11 protein-coding genes and 1 pseudogene are annotated in these 13,144 nt (G+C 41.6%); 2 read left to right on the top strand and 10 right to left on the bottom strand.

The genetic code is table 11. The annotated features are described in order from the left end of the window. Positions 1-62 precede the first annotated feature (62 nt). The 4 genes from NYE25_RS05400 to NYE25_RS05385 all read right to left on the bottom strand — a co-directional run bounded on the left by NYE25_RS05400 (position 63) and on the right by NYE25_RS05385 (position 6,098). Positions 63-2,714 (bottom strand): endo-beta-N-acetylglucosaminidase, encoded by a 2,652-nt coding sequence (locus tag NYE25_RS05400; protein ID WP_341145330.1) that lies wholly within the window; start codon positions 2,712-2,714, stop codon positions 63-65. 302 nt (positions 2,715-3,016) lie between these two features. Beyond that, on the bottom strand, positions 3,017-3,940 hold the full coding sequence (locus NYE25_RS05395; protein ID WP_341055012.1) for an aminoglycoside phosphotransferase family protein: 924 nt from the start codon (positions 3,938-3,940) through the stop codon (positions 3,017-3,019). 69 nt (positions 3,941-4,009) lie between these two features. Then, positions 4,010-5,029: a phosphotransferase enzyme family protein gene (locus NYE25_RS05390; protein ID WP_339804317.1), complete on the bottom strand. Its 1,020-nt coding sequence runs from the start codon at positions 5,027-5,029 to the stop codon at positions 4,010-4,012. 154 nt (positions 5,030-5,183) lie between these two features. Next, positions 5,184-6,098 carry an ArsR/SmtB family transcription factor gene (locus NYE25_RS05385; RefSeq protein WP_339804314.1) on the bottom strand — a complete coding sequence of 305 codons (915 nt, stop codon included), beginning with the start codon at positions 6,096-6,098 and terminating at the stop codon, positions 5,184-5,186. Positions 6,099-6,272: 174 nt separating this feature from the next. Between NYE25_RS05385 and NYE25_RS05380 the strand changes: the two genes are divergently transcribed. Next, complete coding sequence (locus tag NYE25_RS05380) at positions 6,273-7,769, top strand: glycoside hydrolase family 43 protein (protein WP_341145329.1); 1,497 nt, start codon at positions 6,273-6,275, stop codon at positions 7,767-7,769. 232 nt (positions 7,770-8,001) lie between these two features. On the opposite strand, the pseudogene NYE25_RS05375 reads toward NYE25_RS05380, so the two are convergent. The 6 genes and pseudogenes from NYE25_RS05375 to NYE25_RS05350 all read right to left on the bottom strand — a co-directional run. Continuing rightward, positions 8,002-8,130 (bottom strand): annotated as a pseudogene (locus NYE25_RS05375) (hypothetical protein); the annotation flags it as partial. Between the two features lie 99 nt (positions 8,131-8,229). Then, a complete protein-coding gene (locus NYE25_RS05370; RefSeq protein WP_042188373.1) occupies positions 8,230-8,709 on the bottom strand; it encodes a DUF6530 family protein in 480 nt (159 codons plus the stop codon). Positions 8,710-8,784: 75 nt separating this feature from the next. Next, positions 8,785-9,144, bottom strand: coding sequence for a GIY-YIG nuclease family protein (locus tag NYE25_RS05365; protein WP_042188371.1), 360 nt, complete (start codon positions 9,142-9,144; stop codon positions 8,785-8,787). Positions 9,145-9,197: 53 nt separating this feature from the next. Further along, complete coding sequence (locus NYE25_RS05360) at positions 9,198-10,409, bottom strand: MFS transporter (protein ID WP_341145328.1); 1,212 nt, start codon at positions 10,407-10,409, stop codon at positions 9,198-9,200. A 291-nt stretch (positions 10,410-10,700) separates the two neighbouring features. Continuing rightward, positions 10,701-11,225, bottom strand: a complete 525-nt coding sequence (locus tag NYE25_RS05355) for a GNAT family N-acetyltransferase (protein WP_341145327.1) — start codon at positions 11,223-11,225, stop codon at positions 10,701-10,703. After that, positions 11,225-11,893 carry an epimerase gene (locus NYE25_RS05350; protein WP_076283765.1) on the bottom strand — a complete coding sequence of 223 codons (669 nt, stop codon included), beginning with the start codon at positions 11,891-11,893 and terminating at the stop codon, positions 11,225-11,227. Before NYE25_RS05350 ends, NYE25_RS05355 begins: the two co-directional genes overlap by 1 nt. A 371-nt stretch (positions 11,894-12,264) precedes the next feature. Between NYE25_RS05350 and NYE25_RS05345 the strand changes: the two genes are divergently transcribed. Then, on the top strand, positions 12,265-13,122 hold the full coding sequence (locus NYE25_RS05345) for a class I SAM-dependent methyltransferase (RefSeq protein WP_341145326.1): 858 nt from the start codon (positions 12,265-12,267) through the stop codon (positions 13,120-13,122). Positions 13,123-13,144 lie beyond the last annotated feature (22 nt).

Here is a 13,144-nt window from a genome sequence, read left to right as displayed (position 1 = left end):
TCAGGTTCTTTTTTGTGTTTCCCGCTATTTTTTGTTATTCAAAAACCATGGTTCGAACCGAACTACAACCCATAGACTTCAAACTCATAAATTCGTGCTGCTGTATCGGCTCCTTGTGTGGGCTTAAGAGTTATTAATTTTACATAGCGAGCTTTCACCAATGCAATCGCGTCTGTCGACTCAGCTGCCGAGTTTCCTTGCACGTTTACAACATCCGTCCAGTTCGTTCCGTCGTTACTCACCTGAATGGTATAATCGCTTGTATTAAACCCGGACCATTCTCCTCCACTCTGAGCATGCTTGATGATAAAAGTGCTGATTTGATGCTCGGCTCCTAGATCGATTTGTAGCCAATGAGGCAGATTTCCAAGTGCACACCATTTGCTATTATCCGTCACTTTACCGTCAACTGCGTTTGGCGCGCCTTCCTTATCTCCACATGCATGATCGGCTGTTGCAGGTTTTCCAAGTGCTAAATTCTTCACCGCACCAGCTTCCTTACTCACTGTAATGAGCGCCTTTTTCATAATTGTGTCTTGGCCCGAACTGTTGGTTGCAGTTAGTGACACGTTATAAATGCCCTCCTGATTGAACGTTACAACCGGGTTCTTCGATGTGCTGACAGCTGGGCTACCGCTTTCGAAGCTCCATGACCATTCTTCTGTCACTTCGGTCGACAGGTCGGTGAAGTTTACGCTCTCACCTGGAGCTACCAAGGTCCGATCTGCCTTGAACTCTGCAATCGGCTTCGGATAAGCTGGCCAGCTGATCTTCACGCTGGAAGCCTGACCTTGCTCGTATCTTCCATTGATTGCAACAACCTTTAATGCTGTGAGCGTTTCTTTGTCTATTCTTCTCATCTCAGGAACGTAAAACACATGATTTGGCGTTGCGCCCAATAATACCTCACTACCATCTGGCAGTACTCGATAGATTTCGTATTGCTTCACCTGCTGGTCAAGTGGTTTCCACTCTAATCTAGCATCTCCATAAATTCCATCGCGGAAATCGGATTGAGTAACCTTCAGATCGCGAACAGCCGGTAGTGTTTTAACCGGGTCGTTGGCATTTTGGATGGAGAGCTGACCAATTTGAATACTATAATTACTAATCGTATCCTTGGTATCAAAATAAAGTGACAATGCTACGATTCGTTTCCCTTTGTAGGGGGTCAAATTCAAAGTTTCGGTAGTCCAGCCTGGGGCTGTCTTATCCTTCACGTTAAGAAAGATGAATTGGTCTGGTTGGTCTGCAAAAGCAAGACCTACCTTCAAGCTAGGCTTATTCAGCGTTTTATAAGTAATCGAAAGCTTTGTACTTGCTTCAATTTTAAGGTCTGTCTTATAGAGCTTTAGATGTGTCGCATTGTTATGGCTCAGATCACCTGATACCTTCAGCGAACTGCCACCGTAATACGCATCGGACCAATCAAGCTCCGGAGTAAGTGAAGTACCTTTGCTGTCTGCGATCCAGCGCCATGTTGGCAGAATATCTTGCAGGCTCCGGTTGTTCCATCCCTTATCTCGCACCTGCTGCCCTCGGACATAATATTTCTGTCCGCTTCCAGTATTGAAGTTGGTGATGAAAGGCAGCTTATTTACAGGGGATGATTCTATCACATCGTTAGCGATCCCCTTCCAGGCCTGATCGCTAACGGTATTACCTGGATTCCCGTTTGGCCCCACCCAGAATTTGTTCTCGCGTGCGAAGAAATCCTCCATACTTTCTGCGCTGTTAAAAGCCCAGTCTGGACGGTAGATACCAAGGGAAGTGGCGGCAGGTTGACCATCCGGGAACAGCAGATTCCATTTCACATTCGTATCGTAGCCTTTGGCTTCAACATCGATCCCTGCGTACAGGTCATACGGACTTCTATCTAAACTTTTGGCCTTCTCTGCTGAGCTTTTAAGATCTTTCCACCAGAAGTTCAGGAACATATTGTCTGATATTTTCTTATTATTGTCTTGCAGAAACATTGCGTTCTTGTCATTTAGTGCATTTTGCCAACTGATACTGCCCTCCTTGGTCATAGAGTCGTACCATACGATTTGCATAGATGCAGATTTATGCGATTCTAGATAACTTAGGAAAGCTTTCATTTTCTGTGCATCAGCCGGTGTTCCACCTTCAGTCTCCTGGTTAATAAACCAACCGTCAAATCCGTAATACTTCGCAACCTGGATCAGCTTGTCTGCAGCAGGAAAGGAACCGTCGCTGTTCTGCTGAAGCATTTGCTTCACCCATTCATATTTCCCTCCATAAACAGTTGGCGGGAAGAACACCGTTCCGACGATCGGTACGCCATTCTTATGTGCTGCGTCGATCGTATCAGCACTTGGCGGTACGATGATCCCTTCTCCGGCAGATCCGCCCCAATAAACCAGCTTGTCAACATATTGCCAATAAGTAAACGTATTAGCTCCAAATTTGTCTGATCCCTGTGACGGCACACCACTTGTTCCAGAGTTCAGTGCTGATAAAGCCATAACTTTTGGCGCTTTTGTTGCATGAGCATTGACTCCATCTGTCACAAAGCGGTCTTGCAGCGGAATTGTACTTCGGTTGAATACCGCATCCGGGTCGGATGCCGGACTCCACTGAAGCAATTGCTCTGGAAACCAGTAGGATGAATAAGGCTGTTTAGCGAACGCAGTAGTGGATAATGCTACGCACATCACAAATAAGAATATAAAACCTGCACCAATCTTTTTCATGCCGTACTCCTCCAATCGATAATTTTATGATTGCGCTTACATTTTATCAAGTTGGACAAAGCTCTAGATAGTGGATTAATGACAAGTCCAGGTGCAAATATTACAGATTGTAAGCCTGAAGCTCTATAACAAGCATCATTTCTAGGATCAATAATCCTAGTAGTAATTAGAAATTTAATATTTATATACAAAAAGCCGCAACTATGCGGCTAGTATATGTATATGATTTGGTCATCTTACATGAAATCAATTTATACTGAAGTGTTTACCTTGTATCCATTCAAATGTAAAGCGTTCTGTTATTAAGCTTTCAGGTTTAAAAGAAAATGCCGTGTGTCCTGATAAGCATCTGTCCAGCCCATCTTAGCATAGAAACGAAGTCCATCGAGTCCCTTAAAATAATAGGCGCCGATTAGCCGCTCCTCAAAATTCGGGGTCACTATTCTAGCTTTCTCTTGATAGTTTTGATACGCGTTAATGACATCACACCAAGGCATATGCTTGTCGAGAATCGCAAGGTCTATGAGAGAATCGCCATACATGCAATTTCCATCAATAATGCCGGAAATCCGTGTTCCGTTGGACAAAATATTCCACTGTTGAAAATCTCCGTGTATAAAGCTTCTATTAAATTCATTATAGGGTACATATGTCATCAAACGACTATAGATTTCTTCGTATACTTCTCTCTCCAAGCAAGACGTGCGGAAGAGTTCATGCCAATTCTCCCAGAATGTCCCCGTCTGATCTTCCGCATTTACGGCAATGACGAAGTCTTTCCAAGATGAATAGGAGCCATTACCATCTGGTCCGATCCAACCATACCCGTTAGTTCCACCAATATCCGTTTCGGCCATTCTTGTTAAAATGCCGATAATTTCTGGCATCAGACGGGTTTGTTCCTCTGCTGTAAAATCGGATAGATTGCGACCTTCCATTCGCTCCATGATTAAATAGGTTAACTGATTAGTCCTCCCTAACCCCAAACATTTTGGGAAAGGAATACCTTGATCGAGTATCAAATTGGATACAAATTGTTCGGTCTCATATGCTCGTTCCAAATCGCTGAATTTCACAACATAGTCTTTTCCTTCTAAAATAAATGAAAACACGTTGCTAATGTTGCCGCCAGACAACGGTGTAATCTCAGCCGCTCCCTGTCCAAGATGATTCCACAGTACTTTTTCAATTTCACTCATGGTCAATTCCGGTTTTTCGTAAGTCATTTTACTCCAACTCCTGCTTATTCGAGTCTACTATGAAATTATCCGCAGCATATCAAAAACACCATCTTCCTAAATATCTCGTTCCTCATACTCAAAGGGTTCATCACATGAGTAAAATTCATGGAAAAATCCTACATATGGGATATCGTCTTCTAGACATTTTATACGATATGACAGCTCTTCATCGCATTCCGGCTCTTCACCATTGTTCCGCATTACCTCGAATGCATCAACAATGTTTTCCATGAGGGTTACTTGGATAAATAATGGCAATGTGTCTAACATCGAATCTTCGATCCTGGTCTCGGATCTGTAGCCCTCAAGCACTGTTTTAAAATAATCATCCATAAACTTTTTGCGTTTAAAGACGTCTTGTTCAAATTGTATCCAGCCCACTCCAAGTGTCCAGAGATTTGCCAGGTCATACATATACCAACAAAAGCAGGAATTATCGAAATCAAAAACAGTTATTTGCCCTGTATCAAAATCGATCATATAATTCCCATCGCAGTAATCAAAATGTACCATCCCAAAAGACTCGTGATTCCTGTCCATCCCTTCTAAGGTTGTAAGGAGATCTACCAGCTTCTCCTTCAGCAGAGATAACGAGTCAGGTATTAGCTTATCTATATAATCGGCATTGTATTTATCAAAAAAATTATACCGAGAATGGACAGGCGTATATCCCTTCGATAAGTGATGCATTTTCCCAAGGACTTTGCCGCAGTTATAATAGTATTCAGTAATAGGAACGCCTTCCCGATACCGATAATGATTTTCCACGAGCATGCTCCCCTTGGCCTTTTCAAACAAGCAGACAAAAAAGGTATGATTATTAAGAGTGATCGTTTCCAACAGGTTCCCCTTCTGGGAGTTGACTACATTCGAAACACTGCCGCCATGCTCGTACAAATACCTGATATATTCCACTTCACCCAAAATATCTTCTCGGCTTCTGTCACTTAAGAAGGCAATTCTGATTATTTTTGCTTCAGAATCAGCTTTATCACAGTTATATGCGATATTCCGTCCTCCTTTATGTGCATTGATAAGCCTGATTTCATAACCTTCCAATCCGTACAATTCCATCACTAATGGAAGTAAGTGTGTATCAGCGATTTTAATAACCTCGTTATAATTCAGAATATCTCTCCTCTCAACTTCTTCAATATATGGATAGTTTACCAGTTCCAGCTGATAAACTGGATGGAGAAAACAACTATAACTGAAATATCCTGCTTCATTAGGTCATCGTTCCTAGGTACACACGAATTAAAATATCTTGGTCATGGTTACCGAATCCAGCCCCATAAAGTGTCAAACCACCAACATTAACAGCCTTCTCGTCAACTGCGAACCGAAGCGTCCAGAATTGTTCCCGTAGCAAAATATCTGCGACAGTAATGTCCGACATCCTTTCTTCATCAATAAATGTGCCCGAAGTGTCAATGCGGATCGTCTTCAATAACCCGTATTGATTTACATTCCGATGCCACCAATCCGGAGTATATATGCCTCGTGCCGCTCTTCCAAAGTCTGCTGGACTGGTCCAAGTTCCAAGCTTTACACCGTTAAAAAAGAACTCAATATCCGAAGGCCAATGATCTCTCAAGCCTGGCGCTTCAGAAGCAATTTCCATTGAAATCTCGATGGCCTCGGGCATTTGACCGGCAAGTAAGTAGTTAGGCGTTTTGTACTCTACGTAACCTCTCCCAAACCACAAAATGCCAGCGTTGACCCGCTCGGGATCGAGAAAATATCGGGGATCGTCCCAAACCCCAATTTCTTTCTCTTGTGTCCCAAGACCACATGTAGGATGGACATCAAATGAGGTATAATGACCGACTGAAATGGTCTGCTCTCTGATCCTCGGGGTTTGAGTGGCAGTGGGGAGTTCGATTTCAACTCTTTTTTGTTTAAGGAAACACATTTTGTGCGTTCCTCCGTTTAGGCGTACCCTGTGGCTTCCTGTAAGTCCAGCTTGTTCGAGCTTTCGGATATGCATAGTGACTATGGAAGGGCTAAGCTCTAACTTAGCCGCAATCTCCTTCACATTCATTTCATTATCAGCAATAAGGCTCATAATCCTCCATCTGACTTCGCTTGCCAGCGCTTCATATAACGCCATGAATTTTGCTTCGCCGTTTGCTTTGATCATCATCATAATCACCTGACCTGTGCTTATTGAAATTACATATATATTAATTTAATAAATATAACGTATATCTTCAACCCTGATTCATTGAAAACCTATAAGCAATAGTGTTTAATTTTCTTAGTAGTTAAATATATTGAATTCTTATTTATATGAATTTATTAATGAGGTGGAGAAATGAAATACAATAATCCGGTGATCAAAGGGTTTTATCCTGATCCCAGTGCATGTAAAGTTGAAGACACTTATTATTTGGTTTGCAGTTCCTTTCAATATTTTCCCGGTGTTCCGATTTTTGAAAGTAAAGATTTAATTAATTGGACCCAAATCGGTCATTGCTTAACCCGAAAGAACCAGATTCAACTGGATATTGTGGACAGCTCCGGTGGTGTATTCGCCCCCACCCTGCGGTACAATAATGGACGATTCTACATGACGACCACTAATGACACTTTGCGCCAGAACTTCTATGTCTGGACTGACAATATTTACGGCGAATGGTCTGATCCGATTAATGTAAATCAAGGCGGTATTGATCCAGATTTGTATTTTGAAGACGGCAAAACCTATTTCATGAGTAATGGGACAGACGATTACGGAGTTAATGGTATAGTCCAATGTGAAATTGAAATTGAAACCGGGCAGAAGCTGTCGCCAAGCCGTTCAATCTGGCAAGGATCCGGTGGGCGTTATTTGGAGAGTCCTCATTTATACAAAATTAATGGACAATACTATCTGCTAGCAGCTGAGGGCGGAACCGAATATGGGCATATGGTTACTTATGCAAGGGGCAATTCTCCTACTGGTCCATTCGAAGCCTACCCGCATAACCCCGTATTGACTAATCGAAATTTAGGCGGTTACGAGCTTCAGGGAGTTGGACATGGAGATTTGGTACAAGACCATGAGGGGGATTGGTGGCTGTTACATCTTGGATTCCGGCAGACTGGCCAGTATCTTACCTATCACCATTTGGGGCGCGAGGTTTTTCTAACTCCGATTACCTTTGGCGAGGAGGGATGGTTTACAGCAGGTCATAAAGGTACCACTCTTATAAGTTTCGAGACTGATCGTATTGCGGACAAAGTCATTCAGCAGGAGAAAAGAGTCTTTACGTTCGAGAATACAGATTGGAATTTGGACTGGTGTTACCTGCGTCACCCGGTTACAGAAAATTATAGGTTAGAAGCTGATAAAATAAAGCTTAAAGGAACTGCTGTAACGTTAGATATCCCGGCTACCCCGACATTTATTGGTATTCGTCAAAAAGACTTTAACGCGATTATTTCATGCGAAGTCAGCCTTACGAATGGTGAAGCCGGAATTACACTTTACATGGACGAAAATCACCATTATGACTTGGCCTTGCGTAAACATCCAGAGGGTTATGAGATTATCGAACGGCTGAATATCGGAGATATCAAATCCATTGAAAAAACAAAAAATATAAGTCAGTGCAACCATGCTTCATTAATTATCAAAAGCAGTCCAACACATTATCACTTTTATATCCAGGTAGATGGTACTGAGATCTTACTCGGAGCTGCGCAAACCAAATATCTATCCTCTGAAATAGCCGGAGGGTTCACAGGTGTGCTTATTGGTTTGTACGCCACTGGAGAAGACCAAGATTATAATGCGAAATTCACAAATTTTAGCTGCCTTTATTCTTAAACCTCCAAAATAGAATGAACTGTACAAGGCTAAGGGTGTTCTTATAAATAAAAGATGGGTTAACCCCTTAATTATGGTTAACCCATCTTTTATCAAAACCAACAAGATCCTAAGAAAAATTAGATATCCAGCTTCTTAGTACTTAACGCTTTTACCATTACAGGATCTCAATGTGAAAAGAACAGGCTTTCTTCCCAGACAGGCTTTGGAATCACAACAACTCCTCTTTGCGTTAATCAACATAAAACCACTTCAATAGAATGACGTCTACCTGTTCCGGTACACCTCCAAGAACTAATACCTCTGATTTAAAGCCTGCTATTCGTCGCAGAGGAAAATTGACTACAGCTATCATTTGTTTTTTATGACTTACTTTTTGTCCTGGCAGTATATATGCTGATTATAATAAAAAGTGGCAGTCACGAAGGCTTCTTAGCCCCGATTGACGGCCACTTTCTGTTTAATATCCCATATCCTTTAATATTTTGGATAACGTGCTCAGACGCTCACCGATCATTTCATCGTCATCGCTAAGAGCTTGATTAAACAGCTTAATATCTTCATTAATTCGCTCATTATCTGTACATACCGCTACAGTCATCGCATCCCCTTGCAGGCCAACTCTGTCGATGACGGGCTGCTCCGGGTCATATAAATTCTCATATCGATACGCTTCGCGGAAATGTTCTAACGACCGGCAAATTAGAATGGACAAATCAAGCACGCGATGAAGAGGCAGTTCCTCTGATTGTCTGGACCATTTTTCCCCGGTATATCTCCATACCTTAGCAGAAATATCGACCTTTCCTCGATCATTCCACTGCGCCAATCCTAAGGAAAGACCTTTCGCATCTGTGTTTCCAGCCATTCGGCCGTCAACCTTCTCATAATTCTCCGATACGACAACAGGCTTATGTTTTAAAGTTGTAGGTATTTTCATGTTTTTTTTCTTCCTTCCAGTTACTATTTTACTAATTTACTAAACGACGGTTTCATCTTATCTTGGATTTCATCGTTAGTCAATTCGTGGTTTGTTATAACCTTTATCTCCGTAGGGCTGTAACTTCTCTAACCATGGCTTTAAGATTTTCTTCCGTTCCCAGCGCATATCAGTTACCTTATCTATCTCCTTCTGTTCTAGTACCTCATAAGTGAACGCATCCGCACCGAATTCTTTCCAATCCTTCTGGAGCTGGGCATTTGCAAATCTCCCTGAATCCAACTGCATTTGCAGGGTAAGCCATTTGTTTTTCAAATTAGGATAGCTGTCGATAAATATTTTGCCGTTGATTTGGTTTTTGATTTGAGCAACACCCATATAAATCTTAATCTGTTTGTACTCCTCGATCAGCTCTTTGCGTTTATTCATATCCATATCTTTCTCTCCTTATCTTAGATAATAAATTCATGGAAATTGTAGTTGGATTTTCATTTTCCCAGCGATTCCAGCTCCACATTACTTCTTATCTTAACCACAATAGGAAGCAGAAAAAGCGCACCGATAATCACAAATACACCACTCGCCATAAATACGCCCATCAAGGAGAACGTATCCTTAAGGTAGCCGGAAATGAACATGCCAACCACCATCATTCCCATAAAAATAGGCATGATTGCTCCTGAAACTCGGCCAATAAAGGCCCCTTCGGTATTTCGCACAAGAAGTGTCTGAATCCCTCCTTGAATGCAAGGGTAAAACAAACCACTGATCACCAAGAAAATAATCGTCAGCCAAATTTGCTTAGAAGCTCCCATTCCAACCGTACAGACGGCATTGACGAGTAAGCCTATCAAAAGCAATAGCTGTGGCCTTACTTTTTTGGCTATCCCGATTATTGCAGCTCCGCCTACTAACATGGCTGCCCCACTAGCCATCACAAGCCACTGAAGAAATTGTTTGTCCTTACCTAAGTTCTCGATGACAAGAAAAATCTGAAGCGGCTGAGTTAGTCCTGATGCCAAACCCACCGCCGAGAAAGTTAAACTAAGTGTTCTTAAGGGTTTACTCGATCCGATGTATCGCAAGCCAGCCGTTAACTCTTTGATGAAGCCGCTGGCTTTACCTGACTTGGGTTCTTCTTCATCCCGAGGAAGGGAAGACAATATAAGCGAAGAGCCCAGAAACATAACGGCTGTCAGGATCAGAGATACGTGAATTCCAAACTTAATAAAAATAAACGTACCAATAACGGGTCCCAAAACCGTAAAGACAGCGACAAGGGTTTGGGACATCGCCATAACGCCTTGCAGCTGTTCAGCTGGCACATGTCTCTTGTACAGTTTCATCGCCGAAGGCTGAGAAAATTGAGATAAGCTGGCAGATACAAAAGATCCGATAAGAAGCGCAATCCATTCGCCATTCATGACCGCAATCAGCACCACCCCGACGGACAAGCCAGATAACAAATCGCTCCATACCATGGTTCTCTTCGGCCGCCATCGGTCGGCAAAGGTCCCACCAATAAGACCAAAAAGAAAGATCGGTGCAAATTCGGCAACCGATATCAGAGATACATCTACCGGATTATTATTCGTCAATTCAGATACATAAAGAAGGACGGCATAATTCCGGATCCATATTCCGAGCTGCAATAACACACGGGAGAGGATAATTGTTCGAACATAACGATTAGAAAACATTTTAATTCCCCATATCCTTTACTATTTTTTACACCTTCTCAAAACTCTCCAACATGACAACAGGATTATGTTTAAACGTTGTTGGTATTTTCATTGCACCACTCCTATTTACTAATTCACTCATTTACTAATTTACTAAATCACTGCTTTATTTTATACAGGATAGTGTCGTTCGTCAAGCCGTTTTCAGTCTCGATATTCCACAATCCTTTTTTTAAAGGTGTTAATTGATTCTGTAAACAAATAAAAAAGTGGAGCAACTGCCGTAGCATTTGCTCCACTTTTTTACGTTTATCTAATATCAAAAAATTCTTTAGCGTATTCGACAACGCCATGGACATCTGAGAGACCGTCATCTATAAGCTCAACGGCCATAAAATTATCGTCTGAAACTTCGAAAGGTGCTTCTATACCAAATTGACTAGCTTTTTTATAACCAAACTTCGGGTAATACTTATCATGACCCAAAACGACAGAGCCATTATATCCAAGCTGTGTTGCGATTTTGTGGCCTTCAGTAATCAGTAGCTTCCCTATACCCTTGCTTTGCATTTCTGGTAGTACTGCAACAGGTGCAAGCGCAACCAGAGTCTGATCACCCACTAGAATTTCTGTAAAAAGGATATGACCGACGATCTTATTCTCATATTCAGCTACAAGAGATAACTCCGTAATAAACTTTGTCGAGCTCCTTAGTCTATTTACCAAATTGTGCTCATCATGATCTGAATGTTCCGCATTTTCAAATGATTTTTGGACTACATGGTAGACTTCGTTAATATCTTGAGCTTTTTCTTGTCTAATGATAATGTTCATTAAATTAACCTCCTGATCATGGATTTGAGCTCATTGCTTTCTATTCTGGGTCTTGGATAACCGTTAATCGTTACCTGAATCATAGCTCGTCCCAATTGTTCCGATGTAATGACACTGTTTAACTTCTTTAGCAAGGGATAAAGTGGCTTCATCACATCATAAAAAATCTGATACACTTTTGTTTTGGATTGTATGCCATATAGGGGTAGAATTACACCTGGTCTGAACATATATGCGTCCTTAAAAGGTAGCTTCAACAGATCGTTTTCTGTCTTCCCTTTCACTCTCGCCCACATAGAGCGTCCTTTTTCCGAACTATCCGTCCCACTTCCAGAAACATATATAAAGGTCATTTGAGGGTTCAATCTTGCTAATGTTGTTCCGGCGGATAGCGCGATATCATATGTTACTCTTTTATATTCATCTTCCTTCATACCAGCAGAGGAAACCCCAAGGCAGAAAAAGCATGCATCATAACCTGTGATTTCATGTTCTATACTTGATAATTCAGCTACATTGGATAGTTGAATTTGTCTTAGTTTTGTATGTTGATGCTCTGTCTTTTTACGCCCAATCGTAAGTATTTCTTGAACTCTATCATCCATCAAACATTCACGCAACGCGCTTTGACCAACCATACCTGTAGCTCCAAAAATAATGACCTTCATATCATTGACTCTCCAATCTAAAAGATGATTCTATTTCCAATATTAACAGGCATTTCCGAAGCCAACAATCTTTTGACGTAATCATGGATTGTAACAATGTGCTTGCTTCTTCATCCTTTATAATCATGCAACGACAACAGAAGGATTCCCAATTTCCGCTTCACCTAATATAAAGTCCTAGAAAGCTATACTATAAATCTATTGAAGTTTGACCTTGTTTAGGATCAGTGAGACGAGCATATTCTATCGAGATTGATAATAGAATGAAAGAAATGAAACCCGCTCCAAGCCCTTCAACTGAACTATGATGCCCTAACCCCAGCTTGGTCTGGGGGGGAATAAGTGAAACGATTAACGGAGGTGTTTTTTATATGCAATGTATTTTGTGTGGCCCTGCTCCAGCTATTACCGTATTTCATGAGTATCATTCGTTTACGTTGATGCGGTGTAGCAATTGTGGTCTTATCTTTAGAGCGAATATTGCGGAGGTTGATACAACCGGCTTAATCACAAATATTTATAATACAGAATGGATTGCAATGCGTGAAAAATATGCTCAAGCTACCTATTCTGATCATGCTCTGTTTAATTTAATGCTGCTGGAAATGTTCAGTCCAGAAAAAGGAGCATTGCTAGAGTTTGGTTCTGGAACAGGTGAATTTTTACATGCTGCTGAAAATGGCGGCTGGAGAGCGGTTGGCATTGAACCCTCACAATTGTCACGAGCCTATGCCAAATATAAATACGGTGTGGATCTGGTTAAAGATGAATGGAAAAGCACCCAAGACGATGACTCGGCTGAAAATCCTGATCTTCCTCGTTATGATGCGGTAGTGTTCTGGCATGTGCTTGAGCATATTTCCGATCCATTTGCATTTTTGAAGGATATTCGTAATCTTTTGACAACGCAAGGGAAAATATATTTCAGTATTCCTAACAGCCATTCATTAACCAACGAAGTCTACGGACCTGAATCACCGTTATTTATTGAACCCGATCACCTGTATCATTACACGGACGCTAATGTGCGTGAATTACTCAATCAGGCTGGATTTGAGATCAATTCGATATTCACGCGGCAGCTGGTCTCCGTTTCGGATGTATTGATCGATGCACATCCTCACTATGGGCCGAATACTCCATTTGTTGAACGAATGGCTCTTTTGGCCAGATGGCAAGGTGAACGTCGCGGACATGAGATATGTTGTGTGGCCAGCGTGAAGGAATAATATATTATACTTGCAACAAAAA

The organism is Paenibacillus sp. FSL E2-8871 (assembly GCF_038000345.1).
Classification (GTDB): Bacteria; Bacillota; Bacilli; order Paenibacillales; family Paenibacillaceae; genus Paenibacillus_AQ.
This window is presented reverse-complemented; position numbering and strand designations above follow the sequence as displayed.